Source organism: Nocardia niwae NBRC 108934 = DSM 45340 (assembly GCF_001613465.1).
In the GTDB taxonomy this organism is placed as follows: domain Bacteria; phylum Actinomycetota; class Actinomycetes; order Mycobacteriales; family Mycobacteriaceae; genus Nocardia; species Nocardia niwae.
This window is the reverse complement of sequence record NZ_BDCK01000025.1, coordinates 1-26,150: the sequence shown is the minus strand read 5'-3', so window position 1 is coordinate 26,150 and position 26,150 is coordinate 1. Positions and strand designations below refer to the sequence as shown.

Below are 26,150 nucleotides of genomic sequence, written 5' to 3'. Positions count from 1 at the left end.
CTCTGCTTTCTGGATTCCCGGGCGCTTACGCGACCGGGCCTCCGAAGATCTCGATGGGCTTGCTGTCGGCCGAGATGGTCACGAGCGCGCGCTTGGTGCTCTTGCGCTTGCCGTAACCGAAGCGGGTCCGCTTGCGCTTGCCCTGACGGTTGGCGGTGTTGACGCTGGTCACCTTCACACCGAAGACCTTCTCCACGGCGATCTTGATCTGCGTCTTGTTGGAGTCCGGGTGCACCAGGAAGGTGTAGGTGCCTTCCTCGATCAGTCCGTAGGACTTCTCGGAGATGACCGGCGCCAGCAGAATGTCGCGGGGGTCGGCGATGGTGGTCACTTGCTCTCCTCCTGTGCAATCGCCGCAGTGTCTTGCGGAGACTCCGCGGGGCCGTGCACGAACGCGTTGAGCGCCTCGACGCTGAACACCACTTCGTCGCTGTTGAGGACGTCGTAGGTGTTGAGCTGGTCGGGAGCGATCGGGTGCACGTTCTGCAGGTTCGCCACGCTCTTCCACGCGGCGACGTCCTCGCGGCCCACCACGACCAGGAACTTCTTGCGGTCCGACAGCTCGGCCAGGAAGGTCTTGGCGGTCTTGGTGGACGGGGCCTGGCCCGCCACCAGTTCGGTGATCACGTGGATGCGCTCGTTGCGCGCCCGGTCCGACAGCGCGCCACGCAGGGCGGCGGCCTTCATCTTCTTGGGCAGGCGCTGGCTGTAGTCGCGCGGCTGTGGGCCGTGCACGGTGCCACCGCCGGTGAACTGCGGCGCGCGGGTCGAGCCCTGGCGGGCGCGGCCGGTGCCCTTCTGCCGGTACGGCTTCTTGCCGCCGCCGGAGACCTGGCCGCGGGTCTTGGTCGCGTGCGTGCCCTGGCGCGCGGCGGCCTGCTGGGCCACGACGACCTGGTGCATCAGCGCGATGTTGGCGGTCACGTCGAAGATCTCCGCGGGGAGGTCGACGGTGCCGTTGGTCTTGCCGCCGATCTCCTTGACCGGCAGCGTGAGATTTGCAGACTTCTTCTCAGTGTTCACAGCTGAGCTCGTCATGCGTGCGCACCACCCTTCACGGCGCTCTTGACGATCACGACGCCGCCCTTGCGACCCGGGATCGCTCCCTTGATCAGCAGCAGGCCGTTCTCGGCGTCCACCTTGTGCACCGACAGGTTCTGCGTGGTGACCCGGTCGTTACCCATCCGGCCCGACATGCGCATGCCCTTGAACACGCGGCCGGGGGTGGCGCAGCCACCGATCGAACCCGGACGGCGGTGCACGGCCTGCGCACCGTGCGAGGCGCCCTGACCACGGAAGCCGTGGCGCTTCATGGTGCCCGCGAAGCCCTTGCCCTTGCTGGTGCCGGTGACGTCGACGTAGCTGCCCTCTTCGAACACGTCGGCGCTGATCTCCTGGCCGACCTCGAAGGTGGAGGCGTCCGCGACGCGGATCTCGGCGACGTGGCGGCGCGGGGTGACGCCCGCCTTGGCGAACTGGCCGGAGACCGGCTTGTTCACCTTGCGCGGATCGATGGCGCCGAAGGCGACCTGGACGGCGCTGTAGCCGTCGCGCTCCTCGGTGCGGATCTGGGTGACGACGTTCGGCCCGGCCTTGATGACGGTCACGGGAACGACGCGGTTCTTGTCGTCGAAGACCTGGGTCATGCCGAGCTTGGTGCCCAGGATGCCGGCGGCCGGCCTGTTCTTGTTGTCAGTCATGTCTCGAGTCCCCGTCACTGAATGTTGACGTCGACGCTGGCCGGCAGGTCGATGCGCATGAGCGCGTCCACCGTCTTCGGCGTCGGGTCGAGGATGTCGATAAGGCGCTTGTGCGTACGCATCTCGAAGTGCTCGCGCGAGTCCTTGTACTTGTGCGGCGAACGGATGACGCAGTACACGTTCTTCTCGGTCGGCAACGGCACCGGGCCGACGACGCGTGCCCCGGTGCGGGTCACCGTCTCCACGATCTTGCGCGCCGATGCGTCGATCGCCTCGTGGTCATAGGCCTTGAGCCTGATGCGGATCTTTTGTCCCGCCACGCTAAGTGTCCTTTTCTCCGCTTTCCTTCGTGATCCGAAGCCCGGCTACACCAGTCCTCTGGACCACCCTCATTTGCACAGCCCGAACACACGAAGACGTCCCACACGGTGGAGACCACGACCGAGCCATGCTCGATCCTCGCCGCTGTTCATCTGTCATGGTTCTCCGGTCCACGCGGTCGGGCGTGTCGCCCGTCCGCTCATTCCTCGGCCTCGGATCGCTGACGTATCTCAGGTCTGGAACACTGTCCCGGACGTACCCACGCCGGAAGCCCGGCGAGGTACACGATGGGGTACTGCTCGCCCCGCCCAGCCACCCGTTTCACGCGGAAACGGACATGACCCGGTGCAGGGCAACCCGAACAGTATGCACGACCCCCGCGAGTCACTTCAAATCGGTGGGGTGTCCAGGAACTTACTTTTGAGTAAGATACGCGTATGGCAAAAGAGACCGCGACCTACCGCGGCTGGAAGAAGCTGCCCGACAACCGGCTGGGGCATGCCCTGTTCTCGCTCGGGATGGTGGCGCGGGTGCCCTACTTCGGCACCGTGCTGCCGAACGTGGTCCGGCTCGAACCAGGGTTGTGCGAGGTGAGTTCGCCGAAGTGGTTCGGCATCCACAACCATCTGGGCACCTTCCACGCCATCGCGGCGTGCAATCTCGCCGAGGTCGCGATGGGCATGCTGAGCGAGGCGACGGTACCCGCGACGCACCGGTGGATTCCCAAGGCGATGAACGTGCAATATCTGGCCAAGGCCGAGACCGGCCTGCGCGCCGTCGCGGAGCTGGCCGAGATCCCCGATTTCGCGAGCATCACCGAAGGGCGCGAGGTGGTGGTGCCGGTCTCGATCTACGACAAGCACGGCCGCGAGGTGGTGCACGCCGACATCACGACCTGGGTGACGCCGAAGTAGCCGGCCTCCGCGAGCCGCGCGCGTCCGGTCCCGCGCAGGCCGTCCGGCCCGGATCGACCGGGGCCGGCGCCGACGCGTCGACGGCGACGAGCCGCCCGTGATCGATGTGCAGGATGCTCTCCGCGCATCCGGCGAGATCGTCGGTGAGACAAGCCGAAACGACGATGGTCATGTCCTGGCGCGCGAGCGCTCGCAGCATTCCGGCCAGATAGCGACGACCGTCGTGGTCCAAGTCGGCCATCGGGTTGTCCAGGACGAGCGCCGTCGTACCCGCGGCGAGCGCTCTGGCCACGCTCAGCCACTTCTTCGCACTCCGGGACAGACGCAGAACCGGCGTGGCGGCGGAGTCGGCCAAACGCACGAGATGCAGTGCCCGGTCGACGAGTTCTTCGGCCGTGTCTCCGCTGTGGCCCGCGATCTTCGCCGAGAACGCCACGGTGTCGGCAACGGTCCAGGTGATGCTTCCCTCGTACACGTCGGGGACCCAGCCGACCCGGGAGCGGACCACCCATGGTTCGACGCTCGGATCCGCGTCCTCCACGCGGAGCCACCCTCGGTGCGGCCGCAATTGACCGGCGAGCATCGACAACAGCGTCGTCTTCCCCGCGCCGTTCGGTCCGACCACCGCGGTGACCCGGCCCGCAGGCGCGCGGAAGGTCACGCCGTCGATCACCGCGACTCCGGCGAATTCGCGGCGCAGCCCGCTACAAGTAATGCCGAGACTCACCGAGGTTCTCCATCTTCGTGCGTTCGGTCCGGCCGGGGCGCGCTCAGCAGGGCAACGCTCGTCGATCCCCGGCGAGCGCGGAGAGAACGGCGGCGGCGGCGCGCGGGTCTTCGAGCATGCCGCTGTGGTCGGCGGCGTTGCCTGAGCAGCCCTCCTGCAGCCAGACGTTGCGGTCGGTGGGGGCGGGGGCGGCGAGCAGGGCGGTGTCCTGCGGCGTGATCACTCGGTCGGCGCGGGAGGCGATGGCCGTGTACCGGGGACCGGGGACGGTCTCGCCTCCCGCGTTCAACCGGTTCAGCAGCGATGACCCGACCACCTGCTGCTGCCCCGGGGCTCCGAAGACCTGGGCCGCGATCTGCGCGTCGTCGAGGCCGATGGCGGCCAGGTCGGGATAGGTGCCGCGTAATCCGGCCCAGGTCGAGCCGCGATAGGGCGTTCCGAGGGTCACCACCTGGGACACCGCCTCCCCGCCGCGAGCGCGCAGGTACTGCCGGATCACGGTGCCGCCGGTGGAGTGGCCGACCAGCGCCACCCGGCTCGCCCCCGTCGTTTCCCGCACCGACCGTACGACCTCGGCGAGTTCACCTGCCATCCGGCCGATGTCGGCCACGCCGTAGACCACGCGGCCCAGCAAGGCGGCGCCGATCGGCCCGATGCCGGTGGAACTCGAGCCGCTCTGGCCGCTCACCGCGTCGACGACGCCCGGCGCGGCACCGAGATTCGCGGCGAACACGCAATGCCCCTCGGCCCGGATGGCGGGCGCGAGCAGGGCGAAGCTGCGGCCGATGTCGGTACCAGAGCCGTGTACGAGCACCACCGGCTCCGGCCGTTGCGGCGTGGGGCGACAGGACCAGTCGTTGGCGCCGTCCAGCGCGGGCGTCTCGGGAGCGGCGGCCGCGCTCGGCGCGAGGGGCAACGCCGCGGCGGCGGCGACCATCACGAGGCCGGCGAAACGCGCGGCCCGGAAGCGAAGAGTCATCTCGAATTCCCGGCTGTTCAGATTCCCAATCCAGCGGTCAGCGTCGGCCACGAATCCTTCAGCGCGTCCTCCCAATAACCCCAGGAATGGGTTCCTTCCGGGCGGAAGTTGTATCGCGCGGGAATGCCGAGGCCGTCCAGCCGGGTTTTCATGTTGTGCGAGCAATAATTGGTGGCCGCTTCGATCACCCCGCCGACGACGAGCTGATTCGCGAATCCCCACGGACCGTTCAGCGAGTATTTTCCGCCGTACCGGTCGTAGACGCCGGGCATGCCATTCCCGCTGGCGATGTAAATGGATTTCCCGCGCAGCCCCTCCGCCTGCACGTAGGGATCATTGGCCACCCACTGCGGATCGCCCGCGGGCCCCCACATGTTGTCCAGCTCGGCGAGACCCCATTCCTCTACGGTCAGCCGGACGAATTCGCGGCCGACCGGATCGCTGGTCTGCGCGCAGCCGCTGTAGGCGGCCACGCTGGAGAACAGGTCACCCGTGGTCGCGGCGAGCGCGAGGGTCGTGGTCCCCGACATCGAGAATCCCGCGAGGGCATTGCGCCCGCTGGTCCCCAGATACGAGTCGATCAGTGGAGGCAGTTCGCTGCTCAGGAAGGTCCGCCACTTCTGACGGCCCAGTCTGGCGTCGTCCTTCTGCCAGTCCGCGTAATAACTGAACATGCCGCCGATCGGCGTGACCGCGTGCACGTTCTTGTCCGCGAGGAACTGCATCGCATCGGTCTTGGTCGCCCAGGTGGAGCCGTCCACGCCGCCGGCCGCGCCGAGCAGCAGATACAGCACCGGACGCGGCACGCTGGTGTCCGCGGCGCGCTGCACTTCCACCGGGATATCGAGATCCATCGCGGCGGAATGCACCGTCAATGTCAGGCTCCGCGCATCGTGTTCCTGCACGGAGACGATAGAAGACTCCGCGGGCGCCGCTGCTGCCCGCACCGAAACCATTGCCGATGCGACGGCACCGGCGACGACCGCCGACAACACCAGCCGGCGGAGGTGGCTTCCTCTCATGACTCCCCTTATCCCGAATCCCGGAACGCCTCGCGTTCCGAGCCCAGGCTATGGTGCGTCGCGAGCCGAAACACGACTGAAGTTGCTGGGCCACCGATTCTGGGGGCATGCGCGAAAAACGTGAATTCCACCGATGGGGCGAAAAAAGCGAGACCCTAATTCCTTGGGCTCGCCCGCTTCGAATAGTTGCGCTCGCGTCGGCCGACCGGATTGAATGCCACTATGGGTGTCAGCGCGGGCCGGGAAGTCGATGTGTGCGTGGTCGGGCTCGGCCCCACCGGGCAGGCGCTCGCGCACCGCGCCATGCGTGCCGGGCTGTCGGTGATCGCGATAGACCCGCGCCCGGACCGGATGTGGCCGCCCACCTTCTCCTGCTGGGTGGACGAGCTGCCGCAATGGCTGCCGTCCACGGCCATAGCCACCACCATTCCGGCGCCCACGGTCTGGACGAAGTCCGAACATCGCATCGACCGGCCCTACTGCGTGCTGTCCAAGCCCGGTCTGCGCGCGGCGCTGCCGCTCGACGACGTCACCGTCGTGGCGGGCCGCGCCACCCGGGTGGACGCGCACGAGGTGGAACTCGCCGGCGGCACGGTGCATCGGGCGGCGGCGGTGTTCGACACCCGGGGCCTGCCCCCGCTCGGACGCCGCCGGGCGGCCAGCGCCCACGGCATCTTCGTGGACGCCGACACGGCCGCCCCGATGGTCGCCGAAGGCTCGGGACTGCTGCTGGACTGGCGACCGGAGAACGGCGCGGGCCCGGACGAGCCGCCGTCGTTCCTCTACGCGGTGCCGCTCGGCGACGGCACGGTGATCTTCGAGGAGACCAGCCTCGGCCTCCGGGGCGGCATGCCACAGCGCGAACTGCGCAGGCGCACGCTCGCGCGCCTCGCCGCGCACGGCATCCGCCTCACCGGAGCCGAACCGAGCGAGGCGGCGCACTATCCGCTCGACCAGCCGCCGCCGCGCAAGGGCGAGGCGCGCGCGATCCCGTTCGGTTCGCGCGGCGGCATGATGCATCCGTGCACGGGGTACAGCGTCGCCGACTCCTTGGCGCTGGTGGACACCGCGATCACCGCGCTGCGACAGGGCGGCGACCCGATCGCCGCGCTGTGGCCGCCGCGGGCGCGACTGGTGTATTGGATGCGGATGCGGGGGCTCTACGGCCTCGGCAGACTCACCACCGAGCAGTCCGTCGCCATGTTCGACGCGTTCTTCAGCGCGTCCCCGCGCGGTCAGCGCGCCCTGCTCTCCGCGCACGACGACTACACCGCTCTGGGCGCGGTGCTGTTCAACACGGTGGCGCACACCTGGCCGTTCCACTGGCGTTACGACCTGGTCGGGTGGACCAACCGGAACCGCTGGCTGGACTACGACTTCGCCGAACCACGAGAGGAGGCCGAACGCCGGGTCCGGTGACCCGGCGCCGCGGGCGGTTAGGGCCCGGTTTCCGCTGCCCGCCGGTATCCCCTGACCGCGGGGTAGGCGAAGACGACGATGATGCCGAGCGTCCAGGCGAGCGTCTCGAGCAGCGGGTCGGCGACCGCACCGCCATAGGACAATCCGCGCATCGCGTCGATGGCGCAGCTCATCGGTTGGTGCTCCACCACGTCCTGCAACCAGACCGGGTAGGCGAAGACCGGGACGAAACCGGAGTTGAAGAACATCAGCAGCGTGCTGACCATGCCGATGATGTTCACCAGCATCACGCCCTCGGACACGGTGGCCAGCGCGGTGACCAGAACGGCGAACGCGACGCCGAACAGCACCGGAATGCCGATCAGCGCCACCGCCGCGAGGGGCCCCTGACCGAAGCGGAAGCCGAGCAGCAGGCCCACCGCCACGACGAACACCGTCGTCACCAGAACGCGGATCGCCTCGGCCAGCAGCCGGCCGGTGAAACCGGCCGCACGGTGCACCGGCATAGTCCAGAACCGGCCGAGCAGCCCGGTCATCTTCTCGGTCTTGAAGCCGAGGGCGCTGACGACCGCACCGGACATCGCCGCGACCAACGTCAGCAGCGGGACCGTGCCGTACACCGCGGGCATGCCGGTGGCTCCGGACACGGGCTTGTTCAGCACGATGTAGAACATCAGCAGGGTCAGCGCCGGATAGACCAGGGTCTGGATGGTCGTCGCCGGGTCACGCGCCCAGATCAGCAGCAGCCGCTTGCACTGGATCAGGCTCTGCGCCACCCAGGTGACCAGTGAGCCTTCCGGCCGTGCCCGGACGACGGGCAGGGGTTCGGTCGCTCGGACCTCGGCCTGCTCGGCCGCTTGGTCGACGCGTTCCACGGTCGATTCCACCGAACTCATGACCGCCTCACACTCGCCCAGATCGCCAACGGGAAGAACGCCGCCGCCAGCCCGATCAACCACACCAGCGGAACCCACAGCACATGCCAGGTCACCCCGTCGGCCGCCATGTCGCGCAAGGCGAAGGAGAACTGCGAGATGGGCTGGTTGCGCACGAACGGGCGAATCCACTCCGGGAAGTTGCGTTCCGGCACGAACCCGCAGGAGAGCATGCCGAAGATCAGCGTCGGCAGGGTCAGCGCCTGACTCAGCGACTCCGGGCTCTTGGTCAGACTGCCGAGCCCGTCGGCGCCGATCGCGAGCACCGTGCCGACCGCGAGGGAGAACGCGCAGAACAGCACGGCCTGGCCGACGCCCGCGACGAAGCGGAAGCCGATCAGGTACCCGAACAGCACCGCCGCGGTGAGCGAGGTGACCGAACGGACCAGGCCGGCGCAGATCCGCGAAGTGAACGGCACCAGCATGCCGATGGGCATGGTCTGCAGACGGGTGCTCAGACCGGTCATGGCCTCGAACGCGGCCAGCTGCGCGTTGGACATCATGGTGAAGGCCATGGTCTGCAGCACGATGATCGGCATGACGTACTGGGCGTAGTCGACGCCTTGGATTTTCATCACGTAGCGCAGCGGCAGGTAGAAGCCGAGGGTGAAGATCAGCGGCGTGACCATCGCGACGATCAGTTCGCCCTTGGTCGCCATGGTGCGCACGATGCGGCCGGTCAGCGCGCGCCATTGCGCGAACGACGACAGCCGCGGCGCGGGAAGCTCGGCGAACAACGTCGCCTCGGCCGGAGTCTGCTCCGGAGCTGTCGCAGCGGTCACGCGCGCCCGCCCGAGTGGCCGGTGATGGACAGGAACACGTCGTCGAGCGAGGGGCGGCGCAGCGCGATGTCGGCCAGATCGACACCGGCGCTGTCGAGCCTGCGCAGCGCCTCGGTCAGCGTCGCCGCACCCTCCGGCGCGGGGATGGACAGCCGGTCGCCGCCGTCGAGGTCGGCCAGCACCGCGGGCGGAACGAGGTCGCCCAGCGCGTACGCGGCGGTGCGCAGCTTCTTCGGATCCAGCGGGACGACTTCGCAGTAGCTGCCGCCGGTCTTCTCCTTGAGTTCGTCGGCGGTGCCCTCGGCGATCACCGTGCCCTTGTCGATCACGATGATGTTGTCGCTGAGCACGTCGGCTTCCTCCAGGTACTGCGTGGTGAGCAGCACCGTTATGCCCTGCGTCTTCAGCGCGGTCACCAGGTCCCAGACGCCCTGCCTGCTCCGCGGGTCCAGACCGGTGGTCGGCTCGTCCAGGAACACCACCTCGGGACGCACCACCAGACCGCAGGCGATGTCGACGCGGCGGCGCATGCCGCCCGAATAGTGGCGCACGGCGCGGCGGCCCGCGCTGACAAGATCGAATTCCTCCAGCAAGGTGTCAGCGCGCTTGCGGGCCGCGGCCTTGCCCAGACCCATCAGCCGTCCGAACAGCTCGAGGTTCTCCCGGCCGGAGAGGTTCTCGTCCAGCGCCGCGTACTGACCGGTCATCATGATCGAGCGGCGCACGCCCGCCGGGTCCCGCAGCACGTCGTATCCGGCGACCACGGCGGTGCCCGAGTCGGGCCGCAGCAAGGTGGACAGCACTTTCACCATGGTCGTCTTGCCCGCGCCGTTGGGCCCGAGGATGCCGAGGACGGAGGCGCGTTCGGCGACGAAGCTGACGCCCTGCAGCGCATGCACATCGCCGAACGACTTGCGAACGTCCGCTACCCGGACCGCAGGCTCACTCGCATGCGAATCTGCTTGGTTGGAACTCGGCATCAACTCTCCACTATCGACCGGTGCGGCGACCAGGTCGCCCGAGCGCAAGCGCACGCCCGGATTGGTGATCCGTCGCGCTCGGCGTGATGTTACCGGCCCGATCGCGCGGGCTTTCGCGTCGCGCGCGGTACCCGCACCAGCGTGCGCCTGGTGTGTCCTTACTCACATTTCTCGCCACCCGTCCACCACGCAAGGGATCGGCGCTGGTGAGCGCGATCCGGTGCGGCCCGGAGCCGGCGGCCGAGCCTTGTCGGCCCGCTGCGCCAGACCATAGTCTGCTTTGCGGGGGAAAACACTCACTCGTCCGCGGCTGTGGGCCTGTTCAACGGTCCGCACGTTGGTTTCGACACTGCGAGAGGTGATCATGGCCGAGTCCGCGCAGCCAGGGTTGGCGGCGCGTCCGGGAGGAACGGGCCGAACGAACGTGCTGACGTCCTACGATCCGCGCACCGGTGAGGTCGTGGGCAACTACGCCGTGATGAGTTCCGGCGAGTTGCACCGCACGGTGCGTGCGGCCCGCTCCGCCGAAAAGTGGTGGGCGGAGCTGGGATTCGCCGGACGGAAGCGTTGGCTGCTGGACTGGAAGCGCGAGATCGCCCGGCGCTCCGGCGAATTGGTGGCTCTGCTGTGCGAGGAAACGGGGAAGCCGGAGGCGGACGCCGCCATCGAGGTTCTGCTCGCGGTGGAGAACCTGGACTGGGCCGCGCGCAACGCGAGCCGCACGCTGGACCGGCGGCGCATCGGTTCCAGCTGGCTCACCCGCAACCAGCGGGCCACGGTCGGTTACTTGCCGCTGGGCGTCGTCGGAGTGCTCGGCCCGTGGAACAACCCGGTGTTCACTCCGATGGGCTCGATCGCCTACGCGATGGCGGCGGGCAACGCCGTGGTGTTCAAGCCGCACGAGCTGACCACCGGCGTGGGCGTGTGGCTGGCCGACAGCTGGTCGCGGCTCGCGCCGAACCAGCCGGTGCTGCAAGTGGTCACCGGGGACAAAGCCACCGGCACCGCGCTGTGCCGGGCGAAGGTCGACAAGATCGCGTACGCCGGTTCCGAGGCGGGCGCACGCGAGGTGATCTCGGTGTGCGCGCAGACCATGACGCCGGTCGTCGTGGAGCGCAGCGGCAAGGGCAGCATGGTCGTGCACGTCGACGCGAAGCTGGACGACGCCGCCGAGGCCGCCGTGTTCGGCGCGATGGCCAACGCCGGACAGAACGCCACCGGCGTCCAGCGGGCCTACGTCGCCCAGTCGGTCTACGACCGCTTCCTGGACCTGGTCGCGGACCAGGCCCGCAAGCTGCGGCCGGGCGCCGACCGGAAGGCGTCCTACGGCCCGATGATCCTGGAGTCCCAGATCGACGTGGTGCGCAGGCAGGTGCGCGACGCGGTGGCCCGCGGCGGTCGCGCCGTGGTCGGCGGGCTGGACTCCATCCGCGACCCCTACATCGAGCCGATCGTGCTGGCCGAGGTGCCGGAGGAGAGCATCGCGATCACGGGCGAGGGCATCGGCCCGGTGCTCATCGTGAACAAGGTGGCGAGCATGGAGGAGGCCGCCGAGCGGATCAACGCGGTGGGCACCGATGTCGCGGTGTCGGTGTTCACCCGGGATGTGCACGAGATCGAGGCGTTCGCCGAGCAACTTCGTGTCGGGGTGGTGACCATCAACTCCTCGACCGCCTACGCGGGCATTCCCGCGCTGCCCTTCGGTGGCGTCGGCGAGTACGGCCAGGGCCACAGCCACGGCGACCAGGGGCTGCGGGAGTTCAGCCGCACCTTGGCCATCACCCGCAAGCGGTACCAGGCGCCGGTGAACCTCTCCACGTTCGATCGGCACCCGCGTCACCTGCGGCTGGCCAAGATGATCTTCCGGATCCGGCACGGCCGCCGCCCCTGAGACGACTAGTCGAGCAGCACCGCGTCCATGAGCGCGGTGACCCGCGCGACTTGCGCGGGCCGGGAGTCGAACCGGATCAGCCTGCCCACATCGATCACCTGACTGATGGCGGCGTGCACCCGGAAGCGCGCCTCCACCGGATCGCCGTCCAGCAGGTTGGCCCACTCCAGCACGTTCTGCCGCTGAATGGCGCGCAGTTTGTGCTGCTCGGTCTGCGGCAGATTGCCGAACTCGGCGTAGTACACGGCCATGATCTCCGGCATGGCGAAACTCAGTTTGGCGTAGCGGTCGGCGACCCGCCGCGCGGCGTCGGCCCGGCTCGTCGCCTCGGCCAGCGCCTCGGTGATCGCGATGGCCAGCCGGTCGCCGGTGCGGTGGAACGCCGCGGCCAGCAGATCGGCCTTGCTCGCGAAGTACCGGTACACGCTGGAGGCGTTGATGCCGACGGCGGCGCCGATCTCCTCGATGCTCGCCTCGTGATAGCCCTGCCTGCCGAAGATCCGGATGGCCTCGGTGAGCAGCTGTTCCCGCTTGGAGGTCACCGGGATGCCGCGCACGGGTGCGCCGGGATCCGGTTCGTCCGGGGCGGGCGGCAGGTCGGTCCGGACAACGGCCCACGACACCCGATGCAGCAGTGGGAGCAGCCGAGCGCTGGACAGCGCGGTGCGGTGCGCGGCGATGCTGGCGATCGCGCTCAGCACGCCCGCGGCGAGCATCGCCACGTCCGCGGGTGGCGCTTCGGGGCGCAGCAGCGCGATCGGGGCAGCGAGGGTGTTGTTCAGCTCGTCGTAGATCTTCTTGATCCGCACCCGGTCGTCGGGCTCGAGATAGCGCCGCTCCCAGCGATAGAGTCCGGCCTCGCGGCGGATCTCGACGGTGTGCTCGCTGATCGCACGGATCAGCGCGTCCGCGCGCCGCACCGGGTCCAGCCGGGCGTCGTCGGCCCCCTCGGCGACGTTCAGCAGATGCTGCGCGCCTTCTTCGGCGGCCGCGACCAGCAACGCGTACTTGTTCGTGAAATGCCGGTAGAGAGCCGGACCGGAGATGCCGACCTCGGCGGCGATCTCGTCCACGCCGACCGGGTAGTACCCGCGTTCGCTGAAGGCGCGCGCGGCCGCCCGGATGATCTGGACCTTGCGGTCCTTCGGACGGCGGCGCACCGACGGCGCGCCCTCGGCCCCCGCCCTTCTACCCGGTTCGGGCCGCGCGGGAGCGAGGTCGACCTCGCTGCGATCCGCGACCATGCACCTCTCCGTTCTCCGGCGGCGCTGGTTGACAGCGCCCGACAATGGAACCTAAGTTAACCACAATTCGCAAAGTTAACCACTATTCACGGCCTGGCGTCCGCCGAATTGCAGCTTAGGAGCAAACATGAGCAACAACGATTCCGCGGCCCCGGCCGCACCCGCCGCCGCGAAGTTCATCGCGGTCCAAGACGGCAAGGTGCTCCGGCTCACGATCACCAACCCCAAGCGGAAGAACGCCATCGATTACGACACCATGGTCGCGCTCGGAGACGCCTTCCGCGCGGCGGCCGAGGATCGTGCGGTGCGGGCGATCGTACTCACCGGCGAGGGCGGCGATTTCTGCACCGGCGCCGATCTGTCCGCGAGCGCGGGCGAGGCGCAGCGGGGCATCACCTCGGACATGGTGATGGACGCGGCGAACCGGCTGGTGCGCGCCATCGTCGACGCCCCGGTCCCGGTGATCGTGCGCATCCGTGGCGCCGCGGCGGGCGTCGGCGTCGGTATCGCGCTGGCCGCCGACCTGGTCTACGCCAGCGAGGACTCCTACTTGCTACTGGCCTTCATCAACATCGGCCTGATGCCCGACGGCGGCGCGGCCGCGCTGGTCGCCGCCGCGGCGGGCCGCCCGCTGGCGGCACGGATGGCACTGCTCGGCGAGCGACTGCCCGCCCGGGAAGCCGCGGCCGCCGGGCTGTTCACCGCGGTGGTCCCCGACAGCGAGCTCGATGCCGCGGTCGAGGCAGGCGTCGAGAAGATCGCCGCCGGTCCGCGCCGTGCGCTCGAGCTCACCAAGCAGGCGCTGAACCAGGCCACACTGTCCGCGCTGGACGCGGCCCTGGCCGCCGAGAAGGCGGGACAGACCGAGCTGCTGCGCTCCCCCGATTTCGTCGAGGGCGCCACCGCGATGCTCACCAAGCGCAAGCCCGTCTTCGCCGACTGATCGGCCCGCCGGAACCCAGCAACCGACGGGCGACTATGTTCATCGGCTATGACTTACCTGGTTACCGGGGCAACTGGGTTCATCGGTCGGTTCCTCATCCCCGAGCTGCTGAAACGCGAGGGTGACATCCATGTGCTGGTCCGGCCGGGCGACGCCTCGGCCGACCGGTTCGCCTGCTGCGCGCAGGAATGGGCGGGCGGCGACCGCGTCCGTCCGGTGCGCGGCGATCTGGGCGCCCCGGGGCTGGGCATCGACCCGACCTGGCTGGCCCGGCATCGTGGCGCCATCGAGCACGTCTTCCATCTGGCCGCGGGCTACGACCTGACCGAGCGCGGCGGCGGCACAAGGCACCTGGTCGACGTCGCCGACGAACTGGGAGTCGATCTGCTGCACCACCTCTCGACCGTCGAGGTGGCCGGGAGCAGCACGGGCTTGTTCACCGAGGACATGTTCGAGCACGGCCAAACGCTGACCACGCCTGCGCAGCGGGCGAAGTTCGAGGCCGAGCGGATCGTGCGGGAGTCGTCGGTGCGCTGGCGGATCTACCGGCCGTCGATCGTGATCGGACACTCCCGGACCGGCGAGATCGATCGGATCGACGGTCCGTACTACTTCTTCCGCCTGCTGCGCATGGGCGCCCAGTTGCCCAGGCTGCTGCCGGTGCTGGTGCCCAAACTGGGCGAGACAAACATGGTGCCGGTCGACTTCGTGGCCCGCGCCCTCGATCACATCGCGCATCGCCCCGGTTCGGACAAGACGACCTATCACCTGGTGGATCCGCGCAGGCAGAGCGCGGTGGAAGCGCTGAACCTGTTCGCCGACGAGGCGGGCGCGCCGCACCTGGTGGAAGTGATGCCCAAGCGCACCCTGGACATGATGTTGCGCGTCCCCGGCGCGAACTGGCTGCTGCCCCGGGTCGGCGTGCCGCTGGACGTGCTGGAGCACAGCGAATTCGCCTGCTGGTTCGACTGCAGGCACACCAGCGCGGCGCTGGCGGGCACCGACATCAGGGTCCCGCCGTTGGACGCCTACGCGCCGCGGATCTGGAAGTACTGGATCGAGAACTGGGTCTGACGGCCCGCCGCACCCCGCCGGCTACCGCCCGGTGACGGTGAGATAGATCAGCGCGGCGTTGAGCACGGAGATGATCGCGGCGACCGTCCAGGCCAGCGCGGTGGTCACGCGGTGGTTGACGTCCGCGCCCATCAGCGCGCGATCACTCGTGAAGCGCACCAAGGGAATCAGCGCGAAGGGAATGCCGAACGACAGCACCACCTGGGAGATGATCAGCGCGCGCGTCGGGTCGATGCCGAGCGCCAGCACAGCGATGGCGGGGATCAACGTGATCAGCCTGCGGGTGATGAGCGGAACGCGCTTGTGCAGCAGGCCCTGCATGATCATCGCGCCCGCGTAGGCGCCGACCGACGTCGAGGCCAGGCCGGAGGCGAGCAGGCCGATCGCGAGCAGCAGCGCGGCGGCCGGGCCGAGGACGTCGCCGACCGCGGCGTGCGCGTCTTCGATGGTCTCTACGTTCCGGCCGCGCAGCGTGCCGGCCGCCATCAGCAGCATGGCCAGGTTCACCGTGCCCGCCAGGACCATGGCCAAGCCGACGTCGACCTTGGTGATCCGCAGCAGCCGGGTGCGCAGCGGCCCCGCCGCCGGATGCCCGTGCCGGTCGCGGGCGAGGCCCGAATGCAGGTAGACGGCGTGCGGCATGACCGTCGCGCCGATCATCGCCGCCGCCAGCAAGACGCTCTCGGTGCCCTGGAAGCGCGGCAGCAGACCGCCCGCCGTGCTTCCGGCAGACGGCGGCGCGATCACCACGCTCGCCAGGAATCCGATCGCGATGATCGCCAGCATCCCGGTGATCACCCGCTCGAACGGTTGCTGCCCGCGGCGGTCCTGCACCAGCAGCAGCCCCATCGACACCACGCCGGTGATCACGCCGCCGAGCAGCATCGGCAGGCCGAACAGCAGGTGCAGCGCGATCGCGCCGCCGACCACCTCGGCCAGGTCGGTGGCCATCGCGACCGTCTCGGCCTGGCCCCAGTACGCCAGCCGCACCGGGCCGCTCGCCTTCGCTCGCACCGCCTCCGGCAGCGACCAGCCGGTCACCAGCCCGAGCTTGGCGGAGAGGAACTGGACCAGCCCCGCCATCACGTTGGCCAGGACGATCACCCACACCAGCAGATAGCCGAATTGGGCACCCGCGCTGATGTTGGACGCGACGTTGCCGGGATCGACGTACGCGATGGCCGCGACGAACGCCGGACCGAGCAGCACCGTCGCGGCACGCGCTCGCCCGGTGACGGACTTGGTCGACTCGGCCAGCGTAATACCCACGAACAGAATTTTACGGGTTCCCGAACTTTTGGTTGACGAAGCCCCACAAAAGTCGACCGCCTGGTGGCACCGATGGTGCGACCAGGCGGTCGAGGGAACTCAGCCGGGACGGCCGGCGCTACGCGATGACGCTCAGATGCCGAGCCCCTTCGCGAGCACAGGCCACGACAGCTGGAACTCGTCGCGCCAGTAACCCCACGAGTGGGTGCCCGAGTTGCGGAAGTTGTAGGTGGCCGGGATGCCCAGCTCGTTCAACCGGTTCTGCAGGTTGTGCGTGCAGTAGTTGGTGCCCGCCTCGATCACGCCGCCGATGATGATCTGGTTGGCCAGACCGTAGGCGCCGGGCAGGGCGTACTGGCCGTTGAGCGTGTCGTACTGGCCGGGCAGACCGTTGCCGGTGGAGATGTAGAGGTCGAGCCCACGCAGCCCCTCGGCGTTCACGTACGGGTCGTTGGCCACCCACTCCGGGCCACCCTCAGGGCCCCACATGTTGTCGGTGTTGCCGCCGCCCCAGGTCTCGACGGTCAGCTTGACGAACTCGGAGCCGACCGGGTCACTGGTCTGCGCGCAGCCGCTGTAGGCCGCGGCCGCCTTGTACAGGCCCGGCTTGGAGATCGGCAGCGCCAGCACCGTGGTGCCCGAGGTGGACAGGCCCGCGATGGCGTTCACGCCGTTGGTGCCCAGCGCGCCGTCCACCAGCGGGGGCAGCTCCTCGGTGAAGAAGGTCTTCCACTTGTTGCGGCCGAGTACCGGGTCGTCCTTGATCCAGTCGGTGTAGTAGCTCCACTTGCCGCCGATCGGCTGGATCACGTTGACGTTCTTGTCCGACAGGAACTGCAGCGCGTCGGTCTTCGCCTGCCACGAGGCTTCGTCCTCGCCGCCGCCCGCGCCGTTGAGCAGGTACAGCGTGGGGCGCGGCACGGAGGCGTCGGCCGGGCGCTGGACGTCGATGATGACCTTCTCGTCCATGGCCGCCGAGTACACGTACAGGCGGATGCTGCGCGCGTCCTTGTATTCGGCCTTGGTGATACGCGAACCGTCCGGGGCGACCGGGTTGCCCAGCAGACTCTTGGAATCGATGATCGGATCAGCTGTCGCGCTGGACGCGCCGAGACCGGTCATCACTCCCGCGAGCACCGCGGTTGCCGCGATCGCGGCCGCGGCCCGCAGGCCACCGCGCCGGCTCTGTCGACGTATCAATTTCGCACCTTCGCTTCGTCTCGAGATTCGCTCTGCATGCCCCACGCGCCGGGGTGGATGCCCAGCATCACACGCCCGACCATACGGCCTATGTAGTCGTCACGACAGGGGACTTCGTTACCGCACCGTTGCCCATCATGCCGGAACGGTGTCGGTTCGATCATGACCACCCCATGTTCCGTGTCGCTTCCCATCCCGGGGGATCCAGCAACTCGGACAATCTGGGACCGATCTGCGCCAGCGCTTCGGGCGCGGTCATCTGGTCGTGCGGGACGCCGACGGGGTGATCGTCGACCCGGCCGTCGACGTAGGGTTGCCAGCCGTCCGCCGCGGTGTCGTGACCGGCCGCGCTGAAGTAGTCCAAGCGTCCGCGGAAGACCTCGGGCCGGTGCTCGGCGATCAGTTCGGCCGAGCGCACGGCGCTGCGGTAGATCCGCCGCACCCGTTCCGGGGTGAGTACCGCCATGTCCGGCGGGATGGTGGCGTGCAGCGCGGCCAGCGCCTCCTCGCTCAGGTCGTGGACGTCGCCGTCGCCGGGCAGCAGGGCGTCCGCGCCGATGCCGAGTTCGGCCAGCGCCTCGCGGATCGCCGCCCGGAAGTCGGTGACGTCGATGTCCGGGTGGCTGTCGAGCATGGTGAGCAGCCCGATCTCCTCCCCCGCCGCCTGCAACTGGGTGGCCACCGCGTGCGCCAGCACACCGCCGAGCGACCAGCCGAGCAGCCGATAGGGCCCGTGCGGCTGCACCGCGCGGATCTCGGCCACATAGCGATGCGCCATCTCCGCCAGCGACCGCGGCAGGTAGCCGTCCTCGGTCAGCGCGGGCGACTGCAGGCCGAAGATCGGCGTGCTCGCGGCCACGTAGCGCGCCAGACCCGCGTAGCACCAGGACAATCCGTACATCGGGTGCAGGCAGAACAGCGGCTGGGCGGCGGCCACGTCGTGCGGCACCATGGTCCGGATCGGCAGCAGCACGCCGAGCGCCGCGTTCGAGTCCTGGTCGTAGTCGTGGTCGTCGGCCAGGGCGGCCAGGATGCGGGCGGCCAGCGCCGCCGGGGTGGGATCGGTGAAGAACCACTGCACCCGCACTTCGGCGCCGGTGAGCGCACGCAGCCTGCTGACCGCGCGCGTGGCGACCAGCGACGTGCCGCCCAGGTCGAAGAAGTCGTCGTCCATGCCGACCCGCTGTCCGGCGCCGGGCTCGAGCACCGCGTCGAACACCTCGAGCACGGTCCGCTCCAGCGGCGTGCCGGGCGCGCGGTACGGACGCGCCACCAACCGCGGCTCGGGCAGCGCCTTGCGGTCGAGTTTGCCGCTGGCGTTGAGCGGCAGCTCGGCGAGCGCGACGACCGCCGAGGGCACCATGTACGACGGCAGCGCGGTGCGGGCGTGCAGCAGCAGTTCGGCCTCGTCGAGACTCGCGCCCGGCATGGCGACCACATAGGCGACCAGCCGGTCGCCGGTGGCGCCACGCACCACCGAGACCGCGGCGTGCCGCACCTGCGGATGACCGGTCAGCACGGCCTCGATCTCCCCGAGTTCCACGCGCTGTCCGCGCAGCTTGACCTGGAAGTCGCCGCGACCAAGGTACTCCAGCGCTCCGTCATGCCAGCGCACGATGTCACCGGTGCGATACAGGCGCGTGCCGCCCGCGTGCGCGACAAAACGCTCTGCGGTGAGGGCGGGCGCGCCGAGATAGCCGCGCGCCACCTGCACACCAGCGACGTACAACTCGCCCGCAGCGCCCGGAGGCACCGGCCGCAGTTGCCGGTCGAGCACGTGCACGCGGGTGTTGGCCACCGGAAGGCCGATCGGCACCGCCACCGCGGCGGTGTCCCGGACAGGGTGGTCGGTGACCACGGTGGCTTCGGCGGGGCCGTACCAGTTGACCAGCGCGGCGGCGGGCGCCGTCGCGGCGAAACGCGCCGCCGTCTCCCCCGCCAACGCCTCGCCCGCGGCGAACACTCGCCGCAGCGACGGGTACTCCGCGGCCGGGTTTGCCACCGGGTCCAGGAACGCCTCCAGCATCGACGGCACGAAATGCACCGTGGTGACGGCGTTCTCGATGATCAGGCGGGCCAGGTAGGCCGGGTCGCGATGGCCGTCGGGCGCGGCGACGACGATCGACGCCCCGGTCTGCAACGGCCACAACAACTCCCAGGCGGAGATGTCGAAGGTGATCGGCGTCTTGTGCAGCACCACGTCGCCGCCGTCGTGCGGATAGGCCGACTGCGCCCAGCGGAACTGGTTGACCATCTGCCGGTGGGTGATCATCACGCCCTTGGGACGACCGGTCGAACCCGAGGTATAGATGACGTAGGCGACGGTGTCCGGATGGACGTATTCCTGCGGCCACGGGCCCTCGAACGGCGGCAGATACAGCGTGTCCACCGCGACCACCGGCACGCCGGTCGCGGTGTCGAACGCGTCCGCGGTGGTGGTCAGCACGCAGATCGGCGCGGCGCTGTCGAGGACGTACTCGCTGCGCTCGGCCGGGTGGTCCGGATCGATCGGGACGTACCCGCCGCCCGCGCGCAACACCGCGTAGATCGCGACCACCAGGTCGATGCCGCGGCGCATGGCCACGGCCACCAGCGTCTCCGGGCCGACACCCCAGCGCATCAGTTCGACCGCCAGGGACCGGACGCGCGAGTCGAGTTCGGCGTAGCTGAGTGTGATGTCGCCGAAGCGCACCGCGGGCGCGTCCGGAGTCCGCGCCACCTGCGCGTCGAACAGCGAGGGCAATGTCGCGCCGTCGAGCAGTTCCGGCACATCGGTGGCGTTGCGCGCGGCCAGTTCGGCGCGTTCGTCGTCCAGGAGCACGTCGACGTCGCCGACGCGCGCCTGCGGAGTGGTCACGAAACGGCCGATCAGCGCCGAGAGCCGCTGCGCGAGCGCGAGCGCCTCCGCTTCCCCGGTGACGTCGCGCAGGTACTTCACCGAGACGCGCAACCGGCTGTCCAGCACCACCAGCACCGTGAACGGATAGTGGGTGCCGTTGACCGCGCCGACGCCGATGACGTTCATCCCGTCGATGGCGCCCGCCTCGTCCAGGCCCTCCCGGTCCACCGGGAACGACTCGAACACCACGAGCGAGTCGAACAAGCCTTCCACGCCGACGGTTTCCTGGATCTCGCTCAGCCCCAGGTAGTGGTGATCCAGGAGCGCGGCCTGCTCGGCCTGCAACTGGCGCAGCAGTCCGCTGAGCGTCTGGGTCGCCTCCAGCCGCACCCGCACCGGAATCGCGTTGAGGAACAGGCCGACCATCGCCTCCACCCCGTCGAGCTGCGGCGGGCGGCCGGAGACGGTGGCGCCGAAGACCACGTCGTCCCGGTCGACGGTGCGTCCGATCAACAGACCCCAGGCCGCTTGCACCACGGTGTTCACCGTGACGCCGAGACCCGACGCGAACCGGGTCAGCGCCGTGGTGTCGGCCGGGGGAAGCTCGAAGCCGACCTCGCCGACGCCCGCGGAGATCTCGCGGCCCGGGTCGACCGGCGCCAGCGGCGTCGGCTCGGTGACACCGGCCAGCGCGGTGCGCCACGCGGCACGGGCCGCCTCCGCGTCCTGCGCGACCAGCCACGCCAGGTAGTCCCGGTAGGACCGCACCGCGGGCAGGTGACGGGAGTTGCCGCCGAACGCGTACAGCGTGAGCAGGTCCTTCAGCAGCAGCGGCATGGACCAGCCGTCGATGAGGATGTGGTGGCTGGTCACCAGCAGGTGGTATCGGGCGGCGGCGGAACGGATCAGCGCGAAACGCAGCAGCGGCGCGGTCCGCATGTCGAAGTGGTCGGCCAGGTCGGCGGCCTTGATCCGGTCCAGCTCGGCTTCGGCCGCGCCCGGTTCCAGCTGGGACAGATCGATCAGGCGCCACGGCACCTCCAGCGATTCCTGCACGATCTGCACGGGTTTGCCCTCGCTGTCGTCGGCGAAAGCGACCCGCAGATTGTCGTGCCGGTCCAGCACCGCCTGCGCGGCCGCCCGCATCCGGCGCGCGTCCACCGCGCCGCCGAGATCGAGCACGAACTGGGTGGTGTAGACGTCCACCGAGTGCTCGGCGAGCAGGGCGTGGAACAGCATGCCCGATTGCAGCGGCGTGAGCGGCCAGGCGTCGGACAGGTCCGGGTAGGCGCGGGCGAAGCGATCGATGTCGGGCTGCTTGAGCCGCACCAGCGGGAAGTCCGACGGCGTGAAACCACCCGCGTCCGGGCGCAGACCGTGTTCGGCCAGGCCGCCGAGCGCGCGAATCCAATGCTGCGCGAAGGTTTTCGCGTCGTCGGTGCGGAACGCGGCGGCGGCGAAGTCGAACCGGGCGAGCAGGCCCTCGTCCGTGGCGTCGACGGTCAGCACGAGCAGCAGGTCGTCGGACGGGATGTCGGTGTGCACCCGCGCCGGGCGCAGATCCCGGTAGCGCAGCGCGAACCGGCCACGGCCGAGGCCGCGTAGTTCGGCGGCGGTCGCGGCGTTGAGATGGCGCAGCAGTCCGTAGCCCGCACCGCGCGAGGGAACCGCGCGCCGCAGCTCCTTGATCTGCGCGATCGCCGTGCCCGCCGCGGGGCCGCCGATCAGGGCGTCCTCGATATCGATCCTGGTCAACCGCAGCGGCAACGGATATTCGGTGACGAAGCCGCCCACCGTGCTCTCCGCGTCGGCCCCGGTGACCGCGCGGCCGTCGGACGGAAGTCGCACGACCGAACCGATGGCGCGCGTGACCGCCTCCCCCGCGGCGGTCTGCAGGGCCAGTGCCAGCGCGGTGAGCAGGATGTCGTCCACCCCGGCGTGATAGGCCTCGGCGGCCGCGGCGACGGCCGCCGCGCCCTCGGCCGTGATCGTGAGCGAGACCCGGCTGCGCGCGTGCAGGTCTCGTCCGTCGGTTCCCGCACCCTCCGGGACGGAACCCAGAGCCCGTCGCCACCAGTCCATCTCGGCTACGGTGGCCGGGTCGTGCGCCTTGGCCGACAGTGCCCGGATGAGCGGGCCGAGGCCGGACTCGGGGCTCGCGGGCGCGGCGTGGCGGGCCCGATTCCAGCGGGCGGTGAGCTGATCGACGACGGCCCGCCAGGAGACGTCGTCGACCACGAGGCTGCTGGCCACGACGATCAACGTGGAACGGCCCTCGGGGCCGCCGGTGAGCACGAAATAGATGTTGCGGCCCTGCTCGGGGTCCAAGGCGGCCGCGACCGCCTGCACCACGTCGTCGATGGGCAGTGAAGTTTCGCCGCGCTGCGGGTCCAGGCGCCGGAACGCCTCGCCGGTGCGCTCGGCGGCGGGCGGAATGCGCAGCACCGGCGCGCCGTCGTCGTCGTATCGCAGCTGCACCCACAGCATCGGGTGCTGGTCGAGCACGGCGGTCACCGCACCGTGCACCGTCTCGACCGGGCAGGTCTCGGGGACGTCGAGGGCGATGGCCCGCACTTCGATGCCCTCGTCCAGCATGCGGGCCGCGTCCGGCGTCAGCGGCAGTTCGCCAGCCTCGTCACCGGGGCCGCCCGCCACCGCGGCGGCGCGGGCCAGCGCGGCGACGGTCCGGCATTCGAAGACATCCCGCGGGGCGAAGGTCACGCCGCGAGCGCGCGAGCGGGAGACCACCTGGATGGACACGATGCTGTCGCCGCCGAGGGCGAAGAAGTCGTCGTCCAGCCCGACCCGGTCGATGCCGAGCACCTCGCCGATCACCTCGGCGATCACCAGTTCGGCCGGGGTACGCGGCGGGCGATAGGCGCGGGTCTGCGCCTCCGGCTCGGGCAGCGCCTTGCGATCCAGCTTGCCCACCGGGGTCAGCGGAAGCGCGTCGAGCACGACGATCGCCGCCGGAACCATGTATTCCGGCAGCGTGCGCCCGATCCGCTCGGTCAGCACGGCCTGGTCCACGGTGGCGTCTTTCGCCGGCAGCACGTAGGAGACCAGCATGGTCGCGCCGGAACCGGTTGGGCGTCCGAGGGTCACGGCGAAGCCGACTTCGGGCTGCGCGGCGAGGGCGGCGTCGATCTCGCCGAGCTCGATGCGGAAGCCGCGCACCTTCACCTGGAAGTCGTTGCGGCCCACGTACTCCACAACCGGTGCGTCCCCGGCCCGGCGCCAGCGCACCAAGTCGCCGGTGCGGTAGAGGCGCTCGCCGGGTGCGCCGTACGGATCGGCCACGAACCGAGCGGCGGTGAGCGCGGCGCGGGCGTGGTAGCCGCGCGCCAGCTGGATGCCGCCCAGATACAGCTCGCCGGTGACGCCTTCGGGCACCGGACGCAGCCTGCCGTCGAGCACCAGCGACCGCGTGCCGCGGATCGGTCCGCCGACGGTGACCGGTTCACCGGGCCGCAGCGGGTCGCTGATGTTGGTCATGATGGTGGTCTCGGTGGGCCCGTAGCCGTTGTGGAAGGCGCGCTCCGGCACGGTCGTCCACTTGTCCGCCAGATCGGCGGGCACCGCTTCGCCGCCCGCCACGATGGCGCGCATCCCGGACAACGCTTCCGGGTCGAGCGAGGCGAGCACGGAGGGGGTGAGGAAGGCGTGCGTGACGCCCTCGGCGCGGATCAGCTCGGCCAGCTCCTCGCCACCGAAGGTGAGCGGCGGCGCCACCACGAGCCCGCCCGCGGAGCCGAGCGCGAGCAGCAGTTCCAGCATCGACGCGTCGAACGACGGCGACGCGAACGCCAAGGCGCGGGCGGATCGGTCGAGCCGATAGCGTTCCACCTGCTCGGCGCTGAAATTCGCCAGGCCGGCGTGGGTCACCACGACGCCCTTGGGCAGCCCGGTGGAGCCGGATGTGTAGATCACGTACGCGGCGTTGCTCGCGCGCAGCGGCCCGCGTAGTTCGCCGGCCCGCAACGGCTGGTCCGAGCGCTCGGCGACGTCGAGGGTGAAGTCCCGATCGTCCAGGGCGACCCAGGCGCCCCCGGCGAGAACGGGAAGGTTGTCCAGCTCGGCGGTCACCGTCACGCCGAGTGCCACGCCGGAATCGGCGACCATGTGCGCGATGCGATCGGCCGGATAGGTCGGATCGATCGGGACGAACGCCGCCCCGGTCTTGGCCACCGCCCACAGCGCGAGCACGGATTCCACCGAACGGCGGAGCGCGATGGCGACCAGTACGTCCGGCCCCGCGCCGAGCTCGATCAGCGCACGCGCCAATTGAGCTGAGGCCGTGTCGAGTTCGGTGTAACTGAAGGTGCGGTCGTCCGCGACCACGGCGATGCCGGTCGGGTTCGCGGCGACGGCGGCGGCCATCAGATCCGGCAGCGTGCGCGGCGGCACGGCGGGTGCGCCGGTGCGGGCGATCAGGTCGGCGCGCTCGGAGTCGTCCAGGATTTCCAGGTCACCCACCGCCGTGCCGGGGCGCCGGACGACCGCGGCCAGCAGGCGGCGGAACCGGCGGCCGAACTCGACCACGGTCTGCTCGTCGAACAGATCACGGGCGTAGGTGAATTCGGCGGCGAGTCCGGCTTCCGCGCCGGCGGCGGTGCGCTGCTCGCGCAGGGTCAACAGCAGATCGAACTTCGCGGTGTCGGTGGCCGGGTCGAGCGCGGTGCAGCTCAGTCCGGGTAGTTCGAAGCTGATGGCGGCCAGATTCTCGAAGGACAGCGCCACCTGGAACAGCGGGTGGCGAGCGGCCGAGCGTTCTGGGTCGAGTACCTCGACCAGCCGCTCGAACGGGATGTCGGCGTTGGCGAAGGCGCGTAGGTCCGTTTCCCGCGTACGGGCCAAGAGTTCGGTGAAAGCGAGTCCGGGCGCGACCCGGGTGCGTAGCACCAGCGTGTTGACGAACATGCCGATCAGATCGTCGAGTTCGGCTTCGCCGCGGCCGGCGACGGGCGTGCCGACGGCGATGTCGTCGGTGCCGGACAAGCGCGACACGAAGACCGCGAACGCGGTGTGCACCACCATGAACAGCGTGGCGCTGTGCTGCCGCGCGAGGTCGGCCAGTGCGGCGTGCACGTCGGCGTCGACGACGAAATCGGTTCGGCCGCCCGCGAAGGACTGCGCGGGCGGGCGCGGCCGGTCGGCGGGCAGGTTCAGCTCGTCGGGCAGGTCGGCGAGCTCGGTGGTCCAGTAGGCCAGTTGCGCGCCCGCGAGCGACTCGGGATCGTCGTCGGCGCCGAGCACGTCGCGCTGCCACAGCGCGTAGTCGGCGTACTGGATGGGAAGCGGCGCCCAGGACGGCTCGGCGCCGCCGCTGCGCGCCACGTAGGCCCGCATCAAATCCCTCGTCAGCGGGCCCATCGACCAGCCGTCGGCGCTGATGTGGTGCGCGACGAAGACCAGCACGTATTCGCCGGCCGCGAGCTGGAACAGCCGGGTGCGGAACGGCACCTCGGTGGTCACGTCGAAGCCGGCGGCGACGATGCGCTGCGCCTCGTCGGCGACGTGCTCGTCGCCGATCTGCGCGGGGTTCAGATCCACCGGGACCTCGTGCGGAGCGAGCACTCGCTGAACCGGGCCGTCGGCTGTCTGCGGGTAGACCGTGCGCAGGATCTCGTGCCGCGCCACCAGATCCGCGACGGCCTGCCGCAACGCGGCCGCATCAAGGTCGCCGGACAAGCGGATCGCGGCCGGGATGTTGTAGACCGAAGCGGAGGTGTCGAACTGGTTGAGGAACCACATGCGCTGCTGCGCGAACGACAGCGGGATGCGCTCGGGGCGAGGCCCGGCGATCAGCGGGGCGCGCTTGCGTTCCCCGAAGCCGCGTTCCACCTTGATCGCCAGTCCGGCCACGGTCGCGGCCTCGAAGATCGTCCGGACCGGGACGCGAGTCTCCAGT

19 protein-coding genes are annotated in these 26,150 nt (G+C 69.9%); 5 read left to right on the top strand and 14 right to left on the bottom strand.

Translation table 11 applies throughout. The features are described from left to right. Window positions 1–25: 25 nt before the first annotated feature. From rplW to rpsJ, 4 genes are read right to left on the bottom strand one after another with little or no spacing between them, the layout of a single operon-like run. Entirely contained in the window at window positions 26–331 is a 306-nt protein-coding gene (gene rplW, locus NNI01S_RS17810; RefSeq protein ID WP_029923608.1) for a 50S ribosomal protein L23, read from the bottom strand. Next, complete coding sequence (rplD, locus tag NNI01S_RS17805) at window positions 328–1,038, bottom strand: 50S ribosomal protein L4 (RefSeq protein ID WP_063021255.1); 711 nt, start codon at window positions 1,036–1,038, stop codon at window positions 328–330. Before rplD ends, rplW begins: the two co-directional genes overlap by 4 nt. Next, entirely contained in the window at window positions 1,035–1,700 is a 666-nt protein-coding gene (gene rplC / locus NNI01S_RS17800; protein WP_062971941.1) for a 50S ribosomal protein L3, read from the bottom strand. Before rplC ends, rplD begins: the two co-directional genes overlap by 4 nt. Window positions 1,701–1,714: 14 nt before the next feature. After that, entirely contained in the window at window positions 1,715–2,020 is a 306-nt protein-coding gene (rpsJ, locus tag NNI01S_RS17795) for a 30S ribosomal protein S10 (protein WP_003938093.1), read from the bottom strand. Between the two features lie 438 nt (window positions 2,021–2,458). Here rpsJ and NNI01S_RS17790 point away from each other — a divergent pair, with 438 nt between their 5' ends. Next, window positions 2,459–2,935: a hotdog fold domain-containing protein gene (locus tag NNI01S_RS17790; RefSeq protein ID WP_063021254.1), complete on the top strand. Its 477-nt coding sequence runs from the start codon at window positions 2,459–2,461 to the stop codon at window positions 2,933–2,935. Here the strand turns inward: NNI01S_RS17790 and NNI01S_RS17785 are convergent. Genes NNI01S_RS17785 through NNI01S_RS17775 form a run of 3 tightly spaced genes read right to left on the bottom strand, consistent with a single transcriptional unit; the run spans window position 2,910 to window position 5,663 of the window. Next, window positions 2,910–3,662, bottom strand: coding sequence for an ATP-binding cassette domain-containing protein (locus tag NNI01S_RS17785; protein WP_063021253.1), 753 nt, complete (start codon window positions 3,660–3,662; stop codon window positions 2,910–2,912). The two genes, NNI01S_RS17790 and NNI01S_RS17785, sit on opposite strands and share 26 nt — an antisense overlap. Window positions 3,663–3,705: 43 nt before the next feature. Further along, a complete protein-coding gene (locus NNI01S_RS17780) occupies window positions 3,706–4,641 on the bottom strand; it encodes a lipase family alpha/beta hydrolase (protein ID WP_063021252.1) in 936 nt (311 codons plus the stop codon). A 17-nt stretch (window positions 4,642–4,658) separates the two neighbouring features. Beyond that, on the bottom strand, window positions 4,659–5,663 hold the full coding sequence (locus NNI01S_RS17775) for an alpha/beta hydrolase (protein ID WP_063021251.1): 1,005 nt from the start codon (window positions 5,661–5,663) through the stop codon (window positions 4,659–4,661). Window positions 5,664–5,885: 222 nt separating this feature from the next. On the opposite strand from NNI01S_RS17775, the gene NNI01S_RS17770 reads away from it, so the two are divergent. Beyond that, a complete protein-coding gene (locus NNI01S_RS17770; protein WP_063021250.1) occupies window positions 5,886–7,082 on the top strand; it encodes a lycopene cyclase family protein in 1,197 nt (398 codons plus the stop codon). Window positions 7,083–7,099: 17 nt separating this feature from the next. Here NNI01S_RS17770 and NNI01S_RS17765 read toward each other — a convergent pair whose 3' ends face one another. From NNI01S_RS17765 to NNI01S_RS17755, 3 genes are read right to left on the bottom strand one after another with little or no spacing between them, the layout of a single operon-like run. Beyond that, window positions 7,100–7,978, bottom strand: a complete 879-nt coding sequence (locus tag NNI01S_RS17765; protein WP_063021249.1) for an ABC transporter permease — start codon at window positions 7,976–7,978, stop codon at window positions 7,100–7,102. Further along, window positions 7,975–8,799, bottom strand: coding sequence for an ABC transporter permease (locus NNI01S_RS17760; protein ID WP_063021248.1), 825 nt, complete (start codon window positions 8,797–8,799; stop codon window positions 7,975–7,977). The genes NNI01S_RS17765 and NNI01S_RS17760 overlap by 4 nt, the downstream gene beginning before the upstream one ends. Then, window positions 8,796–9,779, bottom strand: a complete 984-nt coding sequence (locus NNI01S_RS17755; RefSeq protein ID WP_063021247.1) for a daunorubicin/doxorubicin resistance ABC transporter ATP-binding protein DrrA — start codon at window positions 9,777–9,779, stop codon at window positions 8,796–8,798. Before NNI01S_RS17755 ends, NNI01S_RS17760 begins: the two co-directional genes overlap by 4 nt. Before the next feature lie 364 nt (window positions 9,780–10,143). Here NNI01S_RS17755 and NNI01S_RS17750 point away from each other — a divergent pair, with 364 nt between their 5' ends. After that, complete coding sequence (locus NNI01S_RS17750; RefSeq protein WP_084488951.1) at window positions 10,144–11,670, top strand: aldehyde dehydrogenase family protein; 1,527 nt, start codon at window positions 10,144–10,146, stop codon at window positions 11,668–11,670. Window positions 11,671–11,675: 5 nt separating this feature from the next. Here the strand turns inward: NNI01S_RS17750 and NNI01S_RS17745 are convergent, their stop codons facing one another. Beyond that, a complete protein-coding gene (locus NNI01S_RS17745) occupies window positions 11,676–12,914 on the bottom strand; it encodes a TetR/AcrR family transcriptional regulator (protein ID WP_084488941.1) in 1,239 nt (412 codons plus the stop codon). A gap of 127 nt (window positions 12,915–13,041) precedes the next feature. Here NNI01S_RS17745 and NNI01S_RS17740 point away from each other — a divergent pair, with 127 nt between their 5' ends. Together NNI01S_RS17740 and NNI01S_RS17735 are read left to right on the top strand one after the other, a co-directional pair. Further along, the gene (locus NNI01S_RS17740) at window positions 13,042–13,857 is read left to right on the top strand and encodes an enoyl-CoA hydratase (protein ID WP_063021246.1); all 816 of its coding nucleotides are present in this window, start codon (window positions 13,042–13,044) and stop codon (window positions 13,855–13,857) included. Between the two features lie 48 nt (window positions 13,858–13,905). After that, window positions 13,906–14,931 (top strand): SDR family oxidoreductase, encoded by a 1,026-nt coding sequence (locus tag NNI01S_RS17735; protein ID WP_063021245.1) that lies wholly within the window; start codon window positions 13,906–13,908, stop codon window positions 14,929–14,931. A 21-nt stretch (window positions 14,932–14,952) separates the two neighbouring features. On the opposite strand, the gene NNI01S_RS17730 is transcribed toward NNI01S_RS17735, so the two are convergent. From NNI01S_RS17730 to NNI01S_RS17720, 3 genes are all read right to left on the bottom strand, one after another. Then, window positions 14,953–16,194 carry an Nramp family divalent metal transporter gene (locus NNI01S_RS17730; protein WP_063021322.1) on the bottom strand — a complete coding sequence of 414 codons (1,242 nt, stop codon included), beginning with the start codon at window positions 16,192–16,194 and terminating at the stop codon, window positions 14,953–14,955. 138 nt (window positions 16,195–16,332) lie between these two features. Next, entirely contained in the window at window positions 16,333–17,322 is a 990-nt protein-coding gene (locus NNI01S_RS17725; RefSeq protein ID WP_063021321.1) for an alpha/beta hydrolase, read from the bottom strand. A gap of 238 nt (window positions 17,323–17,560) precedes the next feature. Then, window positions 17,561–26,150 (bottom strand): non-ribosomal peptide synthetase (locus tag NNI01S_RS17720; RefSeq protein WP_157114841.1); only part of this gene is annotated, 8,590 nt, incomplete at its 5' end.

Excerpts from the sequence above, each read along its gene's own strand:
- rplD (WP_063021255.1), bottom strand. The coding sequence starts at position 1,038 with ATGACGAGCTCAGCTGTGAACACTGAGAAGAAGTCTGCAAATCTCACG.
- rplC (WP_062971941.1), bottom strand. The coding sequence starts at position 1,700 with ATGACTGACAACAAGAACAGGCCGGCCGCCGGCATCCTGGGCACCAAG.
- NNI01S_RS17790 (WP_063021254.1), top strand. The coding sequence starts at position 2,459 with ATGGCAAAAGAGACCGCGACCTACCGCGGCTGGAAGAAGCTGCCCGAC.
- NNI01S_RS17780 (WP_063021252.1), bottom strand. The coding sequence starts at position 4,641 with ATGACTCTTCGCTTCCGGGCCGCGCGTTTCGCCGGCCTCGTGATGGTC.
- NNI01S_RS17775 (WP_063021251.1), bottom strand. The coding sequence starts at position 5,663 with ATGAGAGGAAGCCACCTCCGCCGGCTGGTGTTGTCGGCGGTCGTCGCC.
- NNI01S_RS17770 (WP_063021250.1), top strand. The coding sequence starts at position 5,886 with ATGGGTGTCAGCGCGGGCCGGGAAGTCGATGTGTGCGTGGTCGGGCTC.
- NNI01S_RS17765 (WP_063021249.1), bottom strand. The coding sequence starts at position 7,978 with ATGAGTTCGGTGGAATCGACCGTGGAACGCGTCGACCAAGCGGCCGAG.
- NNI01S_RS17755 (WP_063021247.1), bottom strand. The coding sequence starts at position 9,779 with ATGCCGAGTTCCAACCAAGCAGATTCGCATGCGAGTGAGCCTGCGGTC.
- NNI01S_RS17750 (WP_084488951.1), top strand. The coding sequence starts at position 10,144 with ATGGCCGAGTCCGCGCAGCCAGGGTTGGCGGCGCGTCCGGGAGGAACG.
- NNI01S_RS17745 (WP_084488941.1), bottom strand. The coding sequence starts at position 12,914 with ATGGTCGCGGATCGCAGCGAGGTCGACCTCGCTCCCGCGCGGCCCGAA.
- NNI01S_RS17740 (WP_063021246.1), top strand. The coding sequence starts at position 13,042 with ATGAGCAACAACGATTCCGCGGCCCCGGCCGCACCCGCCGCCGCGAAG.
- NNI01S_RS17735 (WP_063021245.1), top strand. The coding sequence starts at position 13,906 with ATGACTTACCTGGTTACCGGGGCAACTGGGTTCATCGGTCGGTTCCTC.
- NNI01S_RS17725 (WP_063021321.1), bottom strand. The coding sequence starts at position 17,322 with ATGACCGGTCTCGGCGCGTCCAGCGCGACAGCTGATCCGATCATCGAT.